The 18,885-nt window shown below is 35.4% G+C and carries 11 protein-coding genes; 5 read left to right on the top strand and 6 right to left on the bottom strand.

Translation table 11 applies throughout. The features are described 5' to 3' along the window. Positions 1-4: 4 nt before the first annotated feature. The 3 genes from AC23MC_RS11105 to AC23MC_RS11095 form a co-directional block, all read right to left on the bottom strand. A complete protein-coding gene (locus AC23MC_RS11105; protein ID WP_487568480.1) occupies positions 5-1,120 on the bottom strand; it encodes a HigA family addiction module antitoxin in 1,116 nt (371 codons plus the stop codon). Between the two features lie 16 nt (positions 1,121-1,136). Continuing rightward, the gene (locus tag AC23MC_RS11100; RefSeq protein WP_421814329.1) at positions 1,137-1,445 is read right to left on the bottom strand and encodes a type II toxin-antitoxin system RelE/ParE family toxin; all 309 of its coding nucleotides are present in this window, start codon (positions 1,443-1,445) and stop codon (positions 1,137-1,139) included. A 113-nt stretch (positions 1,446-1,558) separates the two neighbouring features. Beyond that, complete coding sequence (locus tag AC23MC_RS11095) at positions 1,559-4,342, bottom strand: type I restriction endonuclease subunit R (protein WP_487568481.1); 2,784 nt, start codon at positions 4,340-4,342, stop codon at positions 1,559-1,561. Positions 4,343-4,620: 278 nt separating this feature from the next. On the opposite strand from AC23MC_RS11095, the gene AC23MC_RS11090 reads away from it, so the two are divergent. Continuing rightward, complete coding sequence (locus AC23MC_RS11090) at positions 4,621-5,754, top strand: hypothetical protein (protein ID WP_487568482.1); 1,134 nt, start codon at positions 4,621-4,623, stop codon at positions 5,752-5,754. 82 nt (positions 5,755-5,836) lie between these two features. Here AC23MC_RS11090 and AC23MC_RS11085 read toward each other — a convergent pair whose 3' ends face one another. Genes AC23MC_RS11085 through dinB form a run of 3 tightly spaced genes read right to left on the bottom strand, consistent with a single transcriptional unit; the run spans position 5,837 to position 11,490 of the window. Further along, entirely contained in the window at positions 5,837-7,213 is a 1,377-nt protein-coding gene (locus AC23MC_RS11085) for an exonuclease domain-containing protein (RefSeq protein ID WP_487568483.1), read from the bottom strand. Positions 7,214-7,216: 3 nt separating this feature from the next. After that, positions 7,217-10,276 carry a DNA polymerase III subunit alpha gene (locus AC23MC_RS11080; RefSeq protein WP_487568484.1) on the bottom strand — a complete coding sequence of 1,020 codons (3,060 nt, stop codon included), beginning with the start codon at positions 10,274-10,276 and terminating at the stop codon, positions 7,217-7,219. Further along, entirely contained in the window at positions 10,276-11,490 is a 1,215-nt protein-coding gene (dinB, locus tag AC23MC_RS11075) for a DNA polymerase IV (protein WP_487568485.1), read from the bottom strand. Before dinB ends, AC23MC_RS11080 begins: the two co-directional genes overlap by 1 nt. A gap of 98 nt (positions 11,491-11,588) precedes the next feature. On the opposite strand from dinB, the gene AC23MC_RS11070 reads away from it, so the two are divergent. From AC23MC_RS11070 to AC23MC_RS11055, 4 genes are all read left to right on the top strand, one after another. Then, positions 11,589-12,362, top strand: a complete 774-nt coding sequence (locus AC23MC_RS11070; protein ID WP_487568486.1) for an XRE family transcriptional regulator — start codon at positions 11,589-11,591, stop codon at positions 12,360-12,362. A gap of 105 nt (positions 12,363-12,467) precedes the next feature. Further along, complete coding sequence (locus AC23MC_RS11065; RefSeq protein WP_487568487.1) at positions 12,468-13,091, top strand: SOS response-associated peptidase; 624 nt, start codon at positions 12,468-12,470, stop codon at positions 13,089-13,091. A 218-nt stretch (positions 13,092-13,309) separates the two neighbouring features. Beyond that, entirely contained in the window at positions 13,310-14,398 is a 1,089-nt protein-coding gene (locus tag AC23MC_RS11060) for a Fic family protein (RefSeq protein WP_487568488.1), read from the top strand. Positions 14,399-14,673: 275 nt separating this feature from the next. Beyond that, the gene (locus tag AC23MC_RS11055; protein WP_487568489.1) at positions 14,674-18,222 is read left to right on the top strand and encodes an FG-GAP-like repeat-containing protein; all 3,549 of its coding nucleotides are present in this window, start codon (positions 14,674-14,676) and stop codon (positions 18,220-18,222) included. Positions 18,223-18,885: the final 663 nt, after the last annotated feature.

The following is an 18,885-nucleotide window of genomic DNA, read 5'->3' as shown; positions in this document are numbered from 1 at the left end:
GACATTATTTTACTATAAAGTTAGTATCAATTAATTCCAAAACCTCTTCGTTATACAATCGTTGGTTAGCAAAAGATATGGTTTTATCAAACGCTAATTTTCCAATTATCAAAGCCGGGTGTATGGCTAACTGTTTCGCACAGTTTTCAATATCAGTAGTTGAAAGATAATTAAGTTTTGCTTTTAAAAAGGTTATAATTTCTTGGTGTTTTAGTTTTTCTGCAGCCAATTGATTGGCTTCTGTTTCTAACTCATTTACTTCTTTATCGCTAAAATTATCCAGAAAAAAAGTGTTTTTTTCGTCAAGATGCCTTAAAATATGAGCTATTTCGTGAGCAATCGTAAACCAAAAGTTGTCTATTCGTTTGTAACGTGCTGTATAAACTACAACAGGGTTGTTTTTATAATAAAAGGCTGCACCGTCCAAATAGGTTTTTTGCAAATGCGGTAGTACAAAAAATATGACTCCTGTTTGGTTGAGTTTTTCTAAAAATAAATTAATACCATTTTCTGTTACAGTGAAGTGATTTAATTCATCGTAAAGTTTTGCCAGTTCTTTTTTATCAAACTGAGGAACTGAGTAACCACGAGCAACCATCATTGCTTTGTGATACCAAGTATAGGTATATGAAGCTTTGTATTGATTAAAATTTTCAGATTTTTTAGCTAAAAGAGGTGTAATTTGTTTATCCCATTCTTCAAAATCTAATTTCTTTGTATTCCAAAAATCTAGAATATTATCATATAGTTCATAAACATTTGAAAAAGTTGGAATCCAATTTTTTGCAATCATATCTCTAACTGGCATACGCTCATAAATATTGGCTTTCAATTCTGCTTGTTTTTCTTTTTCGGAGGGAACAGAATCTAACCACAAGCGATAATTTGCATCTAGATTTAACCAATATTGCGGGGAAGTGTCAAAAACTTCTGCCAAAACCTTGGCTGTATCTAAAGTTAAGGGTTGCTTATCGTTTAAAATTTTATTGATGTGTTTGATGGTCATTCCCATCACCTCTGCTAATTCTTCTTGTGTCCAGCTTCGGTATTCCATTTGCTCTTTAATGAAATAGCCGGGGCCAAATTTAATTGCTGGTCTTAGTTTTTGTGTAGTAGCCATAATGAAAGTTTGTTTATTAAGAATAATGATTGGAAATGTCTGTAATGATGAAATCACCAATAGTAAGTTCGTTATTTTTCCAATCAATATCCATTTCAAGACGGTATTTTAACTTTAAACGCATTGAATAGGAATTTTGGGTGTTTGTCAATTTTTCAAAATTCAAACCTTTATCATTCCATAAATCATAAATATCGTTAGCCGCTTCAATTTGTTGTAATCGTGCAAAGAATTTTTCAATTATATCATTGGGAAGCTTCAATTTTTTTGACTTTCCTGTTGTGTATAATTTCTCTAGTTCTTTATTTCTGAATATAAAATCCATCTCAATTCTTGTGCAAAGGTATTATTTTTATTTACAAATACAAATATAAATATGTACTATTAGGTAAAAATTAACTGTTGATTTAACCTATGTGTACTATTTATAATATTCATTTAAGCCGCTAAAACGGCATTTAATTCATTAATAATCTTATCCGTTTCCTCTCCAAACAACTGCCACATTTTACTCAAACCGCCTTCGGCATTAAAAGGGCTGAGGTCAAAATCGTCCTTGTCTATGCTAAAACTGTTGGCTACATAATCTTTCATCATGCGGAGCCATTGCATTTGGGCTTCGGTAAAGGCATTGTGTTGTCCGGCATTTTTCTTAAAAATCCACTCTTGAAAATTGCGGTCAACGGTTTTGTCATAGGCCGTTAGGGTGGTGTCAATACCTGCTACTTTGCGTATCAAACTCACCAAGGCAATCAACTCGTTTTTGGCAGAACCGTTGGTTTTTTCCAATTGCTCGTAGGCCTTCCAAACCGCCAAAGGAGCCAAAACGGGTTTTTCGGTTTTCAATTTCTCACACAAGTCTTTAATCATTTTATACGTAAACGTGCGGTGGCGGTAGTCCTGAGCATAAAAAATCTGCAAAGCCGTAATCTCCTCTTTATGGGTTTCAATCCACGTTTTAAAATCATGTACTAAGGCAGCTCCGGCTTCGGCTTGGTCTTTTACCCAACCTATATTGGTGATGCTGTCAATGTTTACCGTATCAATAATTTGGTTGTACTTTTTACGAATATCTACAATATAATCACGTACATCGCCATCGTTAAAAACGGCAACGGCTTCTTCAATTCGTTTTTGTTTTTCAGTGGCAATGGCTTTTTCAATTTCAATAGGAGCAAAACCACGCATACCACTTCTAACAGTGGTTTCAATTTGTTCATTCACATCAGGGTCGTGGGCATGCAAAAGTTTTTTAACCACTTCCTTAATGGTAACGCCATTGGTCAGTTCGCTAAAAGCCAACTTATCTTTGTCTTTCAGTTGTTGGTCCAAACGAATCAATCGGTTGGCTAAAGTCGTCAAAAGGTCTTCGGTAGTGTTGCCCATCGCCACACTTTGCAGCACATCCCGCAACGAAATACCGGGCATTTTTTCCAACGGTCGGCTATCCGTTTTTTGTGATTGTTCTACGCCAATAGCATCAATAATCACAAAATGGTCTTTGCTAAACTTGGCGGTAGGCGTGCCTTTGGCTCGCAATTCTTCTACGGAGCAAGTTCGTGTACCCCGTCCTTTCATTTGCTCATAATAGCTTTTGCTTTTCACATCCCGCATAAACAACAAGACTTCCAAAGGTCGTATGTCGGTTCCGGTCGCAATCATATCTACCGTCACGGCAATGCGAGGGTAATAATCATTCCGAAACTGTTGCAACACACTTTTCGGGTCTTCGTCACTTTTATAAGTAATCTTTTTGCAAAATTTATTTTCTTCGCCAAATTCTTCCCGAACAATTTCAATGATGTCTTCGGCATGACTGTCGGTCTTGGCAAAGATTAACAGCTTGGGCACTTCAAAAGTTCCGTTACTATCCATTCGGTCAGGAAACATGGCAGGTAAATTGTCTTTTGTTGCTTTTATGATGGTTCGAATCGTACTCGGATTCACGACATCTTTATCCAATTGCTTCCCACTATACACTTCATCTTCATCCAAGGTTTCCCAAAACTTCTTTCGAGTCAACCGTTCGCGTTTGTCCACTTTTTCACCCATCGTAATGATGTTCCCGTTTTTGGTGATTTCGGTTTCGATGGTAAACACATTGTAAGGGACTAATACGCCATCAATCACTGCTTTTTCATACCCATAATCACAAACCAAGTTTTGATTAAAATAACCAAACGTTCTGTTATCAGGTGTAGCAGTTAATCCAATTTGAAAAGCATCAAAATAGTCCAACACTTGTTTCCAAAGGTTGTAAATACTGCGGTGACATTCATCAATCACAATAAAGTCAAAAAACTCAATGGGTACTTTTTCATTGTAGCCCACCGGTACCGGTTCTTTGGCTTGGTACATCATTTCATTCGGATTGGCTTCTTCGGCACTTTCATCCAATTCGGTTTCCTTTAAAATGGAATACATCCGTTGAATGGTGCTGATGTACACTTGCGAATCATTCGGAATAAAGGAACTGTGCAAACGCGTAACGCCATACAATTCAGTAAACAAACGGTTATCATCATTAGCGGTAAAGGCTCGAAATTCGCTTTCGGCTTGCTCGCCTAAGTTTCTGGTATCTACTAAAAACAAAATGCGTTTGGCTTTGGCAAATTTCAACAAGCGATAAATAAACGTAATCGCCGTAAATGTTTTTCCTGAACCCGTTGCCATTTGAATCAAGGCTTTCGGGCGTTGGTCTTTAAACGATTTATCTAAATTGGTAATGGCTTCAACCTGACAATCCCGTAAACCTTGGGTAGGCAACACAGGTAAATCATGCAAACGACCTCGCAAGGTTTTTTCTTGACTCAGCCATTGCACAAACGTTTCCGGACGGTGAAACGTAAACACATTTCTCGCTCGGGGTTTTGGGTCACGGTAATCGGTAAAACGGGTGACTTCGCCAGTACTTTCATATACAAAAGGCAACGGGTCGTTGTTCAACAAACGTAGTTTAGCGGTAGCATATTGGGTGGATTGTTCTTCTACAGTAGAAAGGCGAACGCCTTCTTCTTCTCGTTTGGCTTCAATAATACCAACCGGTTTTTTATCCACAAACAATACATAATCGGCAGGACCAATATCGGTTTGGTATTCCCGAATGGCAATCCCCAATCCTGCTGCCAGATTAAATTTCTTCTTATCTTGAATAACCCAACCACTGGCCAACAAAAGTTGGTCGATATGGTCTCGAGCTATTTGTTCAGGATTCTGATTCAAAGGTGTTGATTAGATTTGTTCAAACTTAGTAATAATTTAACACTTTAACAATATGGTTTGGCAATAATAAATGCGAAAGCAGATTGCTAAGATAGAAAGTGATTTAGGATGCTTTTTACGGGAATCCGTAAAGACAAAAATTTATATAAGTAATCCCACCGAATGGCAGGAAATTGTTTTTGGATTTTCAAATATAGAAAATAAATTTATCAACAGTGATTTTAAATTCTAAATAACTTATTATAATTTTATGTTAGAACTAAAAATCTTAAGAAGTTATGAATACTCTACAATTAACTCGTGAAGAACTTTACAAATTAGTTTGGTCTAAAACGCTGTCAAAACTAACAGAAGAATATGCTTACAGCATTGAGGGGATAAAGAAAATATGTAAACAAAATGAAGTACCCATTCCGGAAAATGGCTATTGGTCAAAAATTAAGTTTAACAAACAAGTAGAAGTAAAGAAACTTAATACTAAGTCAACAAGTGATGACAAAATTACATTAGTAATCAGAGAAAAAGGAAATTCTGTAAACTTAGACCAAAGTCCATTAACAATACTAACAAAACAAATTGAAAGTGATACCAAAGCTCCATTGATGGTACCGGAAAAACTAAGTAAACCTGATATTCTAATTCAAAACACAAAAGAATTACATTTAAAAAAGAAAAATGACTTTTACCAACGCAATGAAAAAATAGACACTGTGTCTATTTATGTTGAAGAAAATAATTTTAATAGAGCATTGCGAATTATGGATACATTCATTAAAATATTGCGACACCGAGGGCATTCTTTCCGACGAGACATAAATAATCATGGCCCTAGAATAGTTATAAAAGATGTGGAATTTTCATTTCGCCTTCGTGAAGCACAAAAAAGAATTCCTCCCGATAAACCATACGGCAGTTCTACCTTAATTCCAACAGGAATTTTAGTTTTAAATATTGATGAAAGCTATAAGGTAAAAGAATGGAAAGATGGTAGTATAAAATTAGAATTCCAATTAGCTAAAATTATTGCAAAATTAGAATTAGAAGCCGAAAAAGAGTTGATTTGGCGTGAAAAATGCAGAATAAACGAGATTAAAAGAGCTGAGGAAGAAAAAATCAGAAAAGAGTTTGAAGCTCGCAAAGAAAAAGAAATAAACAATACAAAAAAGTTTTTTTCAGATGCGGAGAAATTCGAAAAAGCAACAATATATAGAAACTATATTGCAGCAAAAGAGCAAAAAGCAATTGAAGAGAATAACCTAACAGAAGAAATGAAAGAGTGGATAAAATGGGCTAATGAAAAAGCGGATTGGTTTGATCCTTTTATAAATAGAAAAGACGAATTATTAAATGACAAGGATAAAGAAGAAATGCTCAAACCTAAACAAACAAATACTACTTATTACAGATATTAACTAGTAAGAAGTTTTGTGACGAACTAAGATACTACTGAATTTATCTAAAATTCTTTAGTAATAAAAAGACTTTTTTGTATGTTTAAGATTGCATACCATCCCTCCTCACCTTCCCCGGATACCTCTCTACAAACCCATAAATCAGCTGCATAATATAACTATTGCTTTTATACTGCGTCACATACTCTTTTATCTTAGACAATTCAGTTATTCCAACCTCAGCAGTAATATAGCCCATTCCATAAAAATGACCCTTTTCCACCCAAATACAACTTCGTTCTTCATTGTTTCGACCTTTGTCGATGATGGCAAAAGTGGGTCGGTTAGTGATTAAAAATTCTACCGCATTTTCAATTTGGGTATTGTGTGATTCAATCTCCGGTAAATCTGTGGTACTGAATTTAGAATGCGTCTCTCCATCATTAATTGCTCCGTAGTTGCAAAAACGATGGTCGATTTCAAATTGTTCTGCTAACTTTCTTAGTACGTTAAAACCATCATACAAACTACTGAAGGATTCAAGACAAGAATGAAATTTAGGTAGTTTTCCAACGGCTAAATAATGATAACCGTTGCGAGCGGTATATTGATACAATCCAAATTTAGGCTCAAAACGTTTGAGTGCTGTATTATAAATAGGCCATAACTTCTTAATTTCTGAACATTCCAAAACCAACGCCATTAACTCGGTAGCACAAACTTCAAACGAAATACTATAAATATCTCGCATAAAAAGTTGCCGTTGCTTGGTAATTTTATGTCCGGTGAAATGAGAAGCCACACGTTTTTTTATACTGACCGCCTTTCCAACATAAATCACTTTTCCCTCGGAGTTATAAAAATAATAAATACCGGGCTTATCAGGTAATTGTTCAAAGTCGGCAGGTGGCAAATTGGGGGGCAATCGTTGATCTACCGCCGTCTTCTTAATCATTTTTGCGATTTCACCTTCACTATCCCACTCTACTAATTTTGAAAATAAGATGGCGGTGGCATCAGCATCTCCACCGGCACGGTGAGCATTGAGTAATGGAATGCCGAGCGAATAACATAGTTTACCCAAACTATACGAAGGCAATCCGGGTTTTATTTTTCTTGCAGTTCTAACCGTACACAATTTTTTAGCCGTCCATTTGAATCCGGATTCTTGGAGTTGGTGACGTACAAAGGAATAATCGAAGTTTACATTGTGGGCGACAAAAATTCGGTCGGTTAGCATTTCCAACACCTTTTCTGAAATGTCATCAAAAATGGGAGCATTTTTTACTAATTCGTTATCAATTCCGGTCAATGCAAAAATAGCTGGCGGAATATGTTGTTGTGGATTAACGAGTGACTCCCAACTTTCAATGACACTAATCCCATCGTGAATCCGAATCGCTATTTCGGTAATGCGGCTTCCACCGGCATATCCTCCGGTGGTTTCAATATCTACTATGGCAAATTCTTGTTTTTTCATTGTTTAGTTTTGCGTCATCTTTTGCCTTGGCAAATTAATTTCGTGTTCCTGCGGATAAGGTGCACGTTGTGTCATACTCACATCCTCCCGAATTTGTTGCTGTGTTTGAAAACGTTTTTCATCCGTAGCCGAATAACGAGGATCGGGAATAAAAGGCATTTTTTCCATTTTTGAAATGGTAATCGATGGAAAATGATAATCCACCTCAACTTGTCCTAGTAATAAATAACATCCACCACCTTTAAATGGGTATTTCTGCAAGCAATCAGCAAAATGAGCGGTATCAAAAAATTCACCTTCCGCATCTATCCACGTTCCAAAATACATGTCGCCTCGTTTGGTGGGTACATGTTTTCGGGAAATTAAATACGCCAACATCCGAACGGTTTTCTTGTGGTGTTTAGTCAAATCTCGTGCCATAACGTCCCCACGAAATTTAGTTTGCAACAAATTAAAAGGTGTAACTGAGACCGGAAAATCAAGCAATTCAATTTCGTCAAAGGCATCTTCAAAAGGTGAACGTTCAACAACGGGTAACTTATATTCTTTCACCGGTTCCCTAATTAAAAGTAAATGACGATGCTCGGGTTTAAAGTTAATTAAAATTAATCTTGCAATGATTAGCAATTCATTTTTGGGTTTTCCTGTAAATCGAAAAGCTCCAATAAAAATCAAGATTTGTATCCCTTCAATACCAATCGGAACTCGGTTGATAAAATCTTCTAAGGAAATATACAGCCCATTTTCTTGGCGTTCGTTCACCAAAAGCTCCGCTGTTTTTAAATCCAAACTTTTCAAATGCTGAAAACCTAAGTAGAGGTTCTTTCCAATTACCTTGGTTTGGTACTCACTTGTATTGACACAAGGATTATGGATTTTAGCACCGGACATTCGAGCTTCGTGCACATACACTTCGGTTCTGTAAAACCCACCGAAATTATTAATAACTGCTGTCATAAACTCAATAGGATAATAGGTTTTCAGATACAAACTCTGATAGCTTTCAACGGCATACGAAGCCGAGTGTGCTTTACAAAACGAATAACCGGCAAACGATTCTATTTGACGATATATTTCCTGACTTAATTGTTCGGGATGCCCTTGTTTCTTACAACAATCAAAGAAATTATCTTTCACTTTTTGCAATGCGGCTTTTGAACGTCCTTTTCCACTCATAGCTCGACGAAGGATATCACCATCGGCTGCGGGAAGTCTGCCATAATGCAAGGCAATTTTGATTACATCTTCTTGATAGACCATAATGCCATAGGTTTCGCCCAATTGTTCTTTGAACACGTCATGAAAATATTCAAACCGGTCGGGATAATTGTGTCGAAAAATATACTCTTTCATCATTCCTGATTGGGCAACTCCCGGTCGTATGATGGAGGACGCGGCAACGAGTACTTTATAATTGTCACATTTTAATCGTCGCAATAATCCACGCATGGCAGGACTTTCGATATAAAAACAACCGATGGTTTTGCCTTGGCTTAATAATTCATTACATACTTTTTCGTCTTTGGATAATGAGTTGTCACGTATATCTACTTCGATGCCTAGGTTTTCTTTAATCAATTTTACGGTATCATCAATGTGCCCAATCCCACGCTGACTTAAAATATCAAATTTATCAAAACCAATGTCTTCGGCTACATGCATATCAAACTGCACGATAGGATAGCCTTTAGGAGGCATTTCCAATGCTGTAAAATTGGTAATTGGTTCTTCAGAAATAAGTATTCCGCAGGAATGCATGCTGCGTTGGTTGGGGTATTTTTCGAGTAGCATACCGTATTTTTGAACCTGTTCCACGACTTCATTTTTATGATGGGTTTTCATTGGATTTTTGGCTAATTCATCCAACTCTTCTTTGGGTAAACCAAACACCTTCCCTACTTCACGAAAAATGGAACGGTATTTAAATTCTACATTCGTTCCACAAAAAGCCACATGGTCTGCACCGTATTTTGAAAAAATATAATCTAGGATCGTATCTCTTTCCCGCCATGACCAATCGATATCAAAATCGGGAGGTGACTTTCGATTGACATTTAAAAAACGTTCAAAATACAAGTCGAGTTCTAGCGGACAAATGTTTGTAATTTCTAAACAATAAGCAATGATGCTGTTTGCACCACTCCCACGCCCGATGTGTAAAAATCCACGGCTGATGCTGTAGCGAACAATATCCCATGTAATGAGGAAATAGCCGCTGAACTCTAATTCGTTGATGACTTTCAGTTCTTTTTCTACTCGGGCTTTGGCTTCGGGATTGTTAGAGCCATATCTTCGAATCATTCCTTCGTAAGCCAGTTTAGTTAATAAGGCACTGTCTTCTTGTTGGTTGGTGGTAAAGTGTTTTTTGTTTTTTGGTGTGAAAAAATCATATTCAAAATTACAAGCATCGATAATGGCTTTTGTGTTTGCAATTATTTGAGGATAATCAGTATATTTATCGATAAGGTTTTCTAACGGAATCATCACTTGAGTTACTTTACAATAATCGGTTTCGGTGAGTTTTGACCCTAAGATATTCAGGTCAATGGCTCGAAGGATTTTATGTAGATTGAATTCTTTTTTGGTGCGGTAGGTTACGGTTTGCAAGATGGTCATTTTGTTCAATCTTAGCTTCCAAACATAGTTGTATAATTTGGGAAGTTGCTCGGGTGCAATGCCAATAAATTCGTTGTCATTCAACGTTTCCGGAATGGAATCAAACGGATAAATGATTATTGTATTTTCAAAATCAGGTGCTTTTTCCGGTAGTGGCGTGTTGTCGAAATTGTGTTTGGTTACTAATCGGTTCATTTCGGCAATGCCTTTTCTGTTTTTGGCTAAACCGATGTATAACTGTTTTCCCTCGTTGCGAAAATCAATTCCAACGAGCGGTTTAATGTTTACTGCTTGGCAGGCTTTATAAAAATCATAAATGCCGGTGACCGTATTAATGTCCGTTAATGCCATAGCCGTCACACCAAACAATACGGCCTGTTCCACTAATTCCTGTAGTGGAATTGTGCCATAACGCAGTGAATGATAGGAATGACAATTGAGGTACATTAGTCTATATTGTTTGATTTTGGAATGATTGATTGACTTCTGGGATTAGAAATAATATTCCCTGCTTTGGAGGTAATGTTTCTTCCGCCACAACGGGTCACTGCATCATAGCCAAATCGGTTTTTGATTTTATCCATCGCTTGGTACAAGGCAATCATTTCTTCGGTATCTTCAAACATGTCGATTTGATACGTTCCACGCACTAAACCGGCAAAGGAAACGCCAACTAATCGGATTCGCATACGACGATTATAGAGTTTATTGAATAACTCAATGGCTATTTTACTTAAAACATGGTCACACGAAGTATAAGCTATCTTTCGTTGCAAATTCTCCGTATCAAAATTGGCATACCGTATTTTAATCACAATTGTCGAAACCAACCATTGTTCCGCACGAGCTTGGTAGGCTAGTTTTTCAACCATTCCTAAAATTAAGGATTGTACTTTTTTAATGTCAATTGTATCTTGCAAATAAGTGTGCTCGGTGGAAAGTGATTTTCTTTCTCGGTACGGTTCTACCGGTGCATTGTCAATGCCGTTGGCTTTTTTCCAAATTTCCAATCCGTTTTTGCCAATCATACTTTGCAGTACTTCTGCAGGGGTTTCGGCTAATTTTTCGATGTTGCGAATGCCAAGTCGTGAAAGCAGGTTATAAGTTACTTCGCCCAACATTGGAATTTTACGAATGGATAACGGATTTAAAAATGGTTTCACCATATTTTCTTTAATTTCTAAATTACCATTGGGTTTGCCTTCACCTGTGGCAATTTTAGAAACGGTTTTGTTTACGGATAACGCAAAACTGATGGGTAATCCTGTTTCTTTGGTGATGGTTTGTGTTAATTCATTCGTCCATTTGTAGCAACCGTAAAATTTATCCATTCCTGTAATGTCGAGGTAAAATTCATCAATACTTGCCTTTTCCACCAGTGGCGAATTTTCTTCAATGATTTGGGTTACTTCGTGTGATTTTTTGGAAAACAATTCCATGTCGCCTTTTACGATTTTGGCTTGCGGACACAATTGCATTGCCATTCGGATGGGCATGGCAGAACGTACTCCAAAATAACGAGCTTCATAGGAACAAGAAGCCACTACGCCTCTTTCGCCACCGCCTACGATTAGTGGAATCCCTTTTAATTGTGGGCTTTCTAATCGGATGCAAGAGACGAAAAAGGTGTCTAAATCCATGTGAACGATGGCACGTGACATAGTGTTTTGAATTTTTGAAGTTGAAATTATTTTACAAAATTAGGACGTTTAATCCCTAAATTAATTATCTTTGTAGTGACTTAAAATCCCTTTAACATATGTTGTATATTTCCGACAATTTAAAATGGTTACGAAGTAAACGGAACTTGTCGCAACAGGAAGCTGCGGATGGTATGAAGTTGCCTTTAGATCGTTATAAGAAATACGAATACGGTAAGAACACTCCACCGGCTGAAACGTTGCTTATTATTTCGAGATACTATCACATAAGTATTGATTTACTGTTAACGGTGGATTTACGAAAAACCTCCATTGACAATTTAGTGCAATTGGAAGACAACCGTATTGTGTTACCCATTACAGTGAACAATGAAGGGCAAAATTTGGTTGAAATTGTCACGCACAAAGCCAAAGCAGGATATGCAGCAGGCGGTTATGCTGATTTTACGTTTATGTCGCAACTCGAACACATTTCACTTCCTTGGCTCAATAAAAACGAAAAGTACCGCACGTTTCCGGTAGATGGGGATTCGATGCCTCCGCACAACAGTAAGTCGTTTATTATTGCAAAATATGTTGAAAAGTTGGGTGATGTAGTAGATGGAAAAACGTATATCGTCATTACTACCAACAATGAAATGGTGTACAAACGATTAAATAAAAATGGCAAAAACACTTTCACATTAAATTCAGATAATACTTTTTATAAACCGTATGATGTGAAATTTTCAGCAATTGCTGAGATTTGGGAATATGTGGGTAGTATTGAACGGGAGAATTTTAAACCGGAGAATTTTTCTTCTGAAAACTTAGAAGGAATAATCAGAAAACTACAAAATGATGTGATGGAAATCAAAGATAGAATTTCTTAATCAATAAAATTTCTACATATCTTACTATCCATTGGTTTAAGGCGAAAAAAATTCGCTAACTTGCTTTTCATTTAAAAAAGTTTGCAAACCAAACACACAAACCAAATGTGCTACTATTCAGAGCAAAGCGAACCATTGCTAAAAGTTGAAAAGCGATTCAAAGCAAAAGCGGACAAACCAAATCTGTTTTTGCAATCGGATTACATCGTTGGGTTTGAATTTTTGAATGTTCCGGTGATTTTAGATGCTTCTCCTGAAATCATTTCTACCAATTATCATTGGGGTTTGGTTCCATCGTGGTCTAGGGATATTGATTTTAGGAAGAATACTTTGAATGCCCGAATTGAAACAGTTGATGAAAAGCCAACTTTTAGAAACATTACTTCCAATCGATGCTTGGTGATTGCTTCTGCTTTTTTTGAATGGCATTGGAATGATGAAAAGGGCAAATCGAAGGATAAGTATAGAGTATCTTCCGGTGAGTCGGAACTATTTGCTTTTGCGGGGATTTATGATACATGGCTTAATCCTTCTACTGGATGTAATTATAATTCGTTTTCCATTGTGACTACCGTAGCTAACAAACAAATGGAATTCATTCACAATCATAAAAAAAGAATGCCCATAATACTCAAAAAAGAGGATGAAAAGACATGGCTAGACGATAAAAATAGTATTCATGATTTTGCTTTTCCCTATAGTGCAGATATAATTGCTTTTAAAGTATAAATACTTACTTATGCTTTTTCGTTTTGATAATTTTTCACTAACAATTGCTACTAGGAACAATATCATTTTCATTATCACCAGAATTTGCAAACTACTCAAATGAGGTAATTCTGACTTTGTTTTCACTGCTTTTCTGCGGTGATTAATACAAATAATCACCGCAAAAATTAGTTAATGCAGCGACAAGTACCTATATTTACCGCATAAATGCATTGATTATGCACATTCACGAACAAAAAAATTGGCCATCATTTAGTTGGGATGCAGAAACCATCAGTACTATTCTTGGTGAGGTAAGACATCGCCAAGGTAAGATACTGGGTCAAATGCAAACGTTAGGATTTCAGATTCAGGAAGAGACGATGCTGAAAGCGTTGACAATGGATGTTTTAAAATCTAGTGAGATAGAAGGTGAATTGCTCAACCCTGAACAAGTTCGTTCTTCTATTGCTAGACGTTTAGGAATTGAAATTGCCGGTGCATTACCTGCGGAACGAGATGTTGAAGGAATTGTTGAAATGATGTTAGATGCCACACAAAAATATAATTTTCCACTAACTGCTGAACGATTGTTTGATTGGCATGCTGCCTTGTTTCCAACAGGTCGAAGTGGAATGTATAAAATAAAAACCGCAGCTTGGCGTGATGATATAGTGCAAGTTACTTCAGGGGCAATGGGAAAAGAAATTGTACATTTTGAAGCCCCCAATGCTAGTAAAGTGCCCGATGAAATGAATGTTTTTTTAGAATGGATGGAAAAAGAGTTAGACCTTGACCCTGTTCTTAAAGCTGGACTTGCACATTTATGGTTTGTTACCATTCATCCTTTTGATGATGGAAATGGTCGTATCACAAGAGCAATAACGGATATGCTATTGGCACGAGCAGATAAAACGCCACAACGATTTTATTCTATGTCGGCACAAATTCAAGAGGAACGTAAGAATTATTATGACATATTAGAAAGCACACAAAAAGGAAATCTTGATGTGACTGCGTGGCTAGTTTGGTTTTTAGATTGCTTAATGCGATCGATGGATCAAACCGATGAAATTATTGCAAAAACAATAGTTCGTGCTCAGTTTTGGGAAACACAAAAAGACACCATTTTTAATGCTCGACAACAAAAAATACTTCAGTTACTTTTAGATGATTTTTTTGGAAATCTCAACGTTTCCAAATATGCTAAAATCGCCAAAACTTCTACTGATACTGCCTTACGTGATTTGCAAGACTTGGTAAAAAAAAGTGTTTTGGAGCAGATTGGTGCCGGAAGGAGTACTTCGTATAAACTGAAAGAAAGGTAAAAATACATTACCCTGATTGGAAAAATAATGAGCCGATTAAAAGATTTAATCGGCTTAAAAATTAAAAATTTTTCGATTACTTTTTTTTAAGAATAATCAGAAAACTACAAAATGATGTGATGGAGATAAGGGAGAGGATTTCTTAATCTAAACAACCAAACCTAAAAATATTACAGAATAAATATATTTTTTTTAAATAAGTGAGAATATTTTTAACACCAATTAAAAATCTTAGTATTATTGTATTGTTAATCAACATCTAATAAAATCTAAGTATGAAAAGAATACTACTACTCTGTTTTCTGTTTTTTGGATTATTTTGTCAGGCTCAGATTAATTTTACAAACAATAGCATAATCGATACAGGATACTGCATTGGTCCTGTTAACCATGTAATTACAATTGACATGGATAATGATGGAGATTTAGATGTAATATCGTCTTCTATTAGAAATTCAATAGCTTGGCAAGAAAATATTGATGGTCTCGGCAATTTTGGAAACATTCGCATAATTACTGACGAATTAGATGGAATAACTTCAATTTCAATCGCAGATATTGATAATGATAACGATATGGATATTATTTCCAGTTCAAGCATAGATGGGAAAATTGCTTGGCATGAAAATTTAGGGCAAGGAAATTTTACTTCTCATCTTGTAGGATCTGGATATTCAAGTGCAAATATCGTAAAATGTGGAGATATTAATGGAGATGGTTTTTTAGATATTGTTGCAAATACTATTAATGGCCGAATTGCATGGTTTAGAAATATTGACGGCATGGGTAATTTTGCTAACCCGAGTACAATTGGTTCAAATTTATCAGAAGTCACTTCAATAGATGTTAAAGATGCGGATGGTGATGGCGATAACGATGTTGTAGTTACTTCTTCATTAGAAGATCAATTTATGAAAGTAGTTCTATATAAAAACCTTAGTGGACAAGGTAGTTTTGGACCATTACAAGTATTATTAAACGAAACCCCAGAAAATAATTATTCAATCTTTACCAGAGTTTTATTTCAAGATATCGATAACGATGGTGATAATGACATTCTTTTTTCTGCAAACAATAAACTTTTTACTCTTCTAAATACTGGGGCTGGAACATACACCACATTTAACACAATCCATTCCGGTTATATTCGTGATCGAATAGTAGATTTTTATGCTAAAGACATGGATGATGACGGTGATTTGGATATTGTAGCCGCAATAAGAATATGGCATGAACCCGATAAGGTGATTTGGTTTGAAAATGACAGCACTCATTCGTATACCACATCTACAGTAGTACAATTTTCTACCTACAATGGAATAAATTCTTTTAAAATTGATGACATTAACGGTGATAGTAGTAACGATATAGTGACTGGAAATGGTAGTTATAATTATTTGGTATGGTATAAAGATTATACAACGATAAAAATACTAGGTAAATATTGTTATAGTCCTTATCGATTAAATGCTGCTGATTTTGATAATGATGGGGATTTAGATTTCATTTCGGCAGTAGATGGTGATAAGTTAGTCTGGTATGAAAATATAGACGGAGAGGGAACTACAGGGTTACAAAAAGTAATAACTTACGACGATAGTATTGTACAAAGTTTTGCTTTGGGTGATATAGATGGAGATGGATACATTGATATAGCTGTAGATTTAAAGTGGTTCAAGAATGATGGGGATGGAAATTTCACTGCCCGTACATATCCCGACGACAATCCAAATGTTGGATCAATATTATTTATAGAAGATGTAGACAACGATGGAAAAAATGATCTAATTACACTTAATCTTGTACAGTCTCAAAACACAAACTTAGGATGGCATAGAAATTTAGATGGATTAGGAGATTTTGGACCTAGACAGGTTATTCCTACTCCTAATGGATATGCAATTAATAATATAATTTTTACTGATATTGATGCAGATGGAGATAAAGATATTGTTTTTAGTGGTGGAAAAATTGGTATAATTAAAAATCTTGATGGTGCAGGTACATTTGCCACAACTGCTCAAATTGAACACAGCCATCCTTGCAATGCTATTTTTTGTGTAGACATGGATGGAGATGGTGATCTAGACATATTAGCTGACGATATTGTTGTAAGCCCTATCGGTTCAGAGAGAGGAGTGGGTTGGTTTAAAAATACCGATGGGTTAGGGAATTTTTCTTTTTCACCACAGTTTGTCGGGGACTCATACATAATAGGTGCGTTTCCCGTCGATCTAGATAATGATGGTGATTTGGATGTAGTTTCTAGAAAAAGGTATGGTTATGATTCTTATGATACATTGTGGTTAGAAAATCTTACTGGTCTCGGAATATTCGGTCAGCCAATTACACTTTTTGTTACTGCTGAAAGTAATAATACTAATAAGATTGTAGATGTTAATAATGATGGTAATTTAGATATCCTTTATTCTTCGGCAACTGAGAAAAATGAAGTTTCTTGGTTTAAGAACAACGGTCTTTCACTTAATAAAATTACTGGAACAGTGCGATTCGATTCAAATAACAATGGATGTGATACTAACGATAATCCAATGTCAAACGTGCAAATAGTAACTCAAAGTAGTAACAACGAAACTTATTCCACGTTCACTAGTAATAATGGTTATTATCAAATTTATGTTTCAGATCCCGGTGAATATATAACTTCAGTGGCAACAGCATTACCAAACTATTTTAATTACAATCCCGATTTATACAATACAAATTTTGTTGGAATTAATAATGTTCAAGCATTAAACTTTTGTATTACTCCAAACCAAACAATTAACGATTTAGAAGTGACTGTGTATCCAACTACTGAGGCAAGACCTGGTTTTACAAGTAGTTATCTGGTCGCATATCATAATAGGGGTACTACCCAATTAAGCGGAAGTGCAAGACTTCAGTTTGATTCTTCTAAAATGAGCTATTTGTCTTCACTTCCAGAAGTAAGCAGTCAAACAAGTGGCGAATTAACATTCAATTTTACAAACATTCAACCTTTTGAAACTAAAATCGTTCGAGTGAATTTTCAGATATTCACACCACCTACAGTGAATTTAGATGACGTTATTAGTTTTACGGGAATTATTAATCCAATTGACAATGATGCAACACCCGATAATAATATTTTTAATCTTAATCAAACGGTAATTGGTTCTTATGATCCAAATGATATAAATGTTTTAGAAGGAGAAAGTATTTTTATTGATGAAGTAAATAATTATCTACATTACGTTATCAGATTTCAAAATACAGGTACGGCTAGTGCAATCAACGTTCTTGTCACAAATACTTTGGATGATAATTTGGATTGGGATAGCATACGGATTAATGGTATTAGCCATAATAATTACATTTCAATTCGTAACGGAAATCAAATATCATTTGTTTTCAATAGTATCTATTTGCCATATCAGGCTGCCAATGAATTAGGTTCTCAGGGATTTATTTGCTATAAAATCAAACCAAAAAGTAATTCAGAAATTGGAGATTTTTTCCGTAATAATGCCCAAATTTATTTTGATTATAATCCTGCCATTCATACTAATACAGTTTCAACTGAAATAATAAATCCACTTAGTAATCCTGATTTCGTAAATAGCAGATTATCACTATACCCTAATCCAACTAACGGAATAATTCATTTAGCAACTAATTTTGAAATAAAAAATTTAACTATTTATACTATTTACGGGCAAAAGGTAATAGTAGATCATAAAAATAATGAAATTGATATTTCGGACTACAGTGCAGGGATCTACTTTATTGAGGTTGAAGATTCTTCAGGAAAAAAGATAACGAAAAAGGTTTTAAAAAAATAATTACTACGTATAGTAAACTTTGCAAAAAAATCCAAAAGGCAATCTTTATAGTTTGCTTTTTTTTTAAATCGCTACTAACAAATCTACTATAGAAAAGAATTAAAATAGACCTTTATTTTTACTTTACAGTTCATAAAAAATGAGCCGGTTAAATTATTTAATCGGCCGAAAAATAATAAACCTTCACTATGAAATAGTTGTTTGAAATAAATTTCTGATAGAAAAAATTTTTGTAAAAAAATAAATCTTTGGAGAGATTACAAACGATGATAATAGTAGTATATTTGTACAAGATGTTGCTTACAGAAATTAGCACTGATTTTAGAATTTGTACCTCGCTTGTACCGCCATACTTCAAAGCCCTTTAATAGCTCAATCCGCACTTTCTGTATTGGGAAGTAGCTAATTTGGGATAGTTTCGATATATCTAGATATGGAAATACGGCTTTACTTGCGTTAGCTTATACACCTGCTATTTATGCTCAATTCTGTCACCATTGACGCTTTATCCATACACTATCCATACACTATCTATGCTTTATCTATACAGTTGACCCGTCCTGTGACCCGTCCTAAAATAACTATATGACCCGTCCTAAAATAACTATACAAATTAATAAATAAATCCTATTATAGTTATACAAATATAATTCTTAATCCTGC

This window comes from Flavobacterium sp. T50_26, from assembly GCF_057652995.1.
Note: the sequence above shows the minus strand (reverse complement) of the source record. Positions and strands in the feature narration are given on the sequence as shown.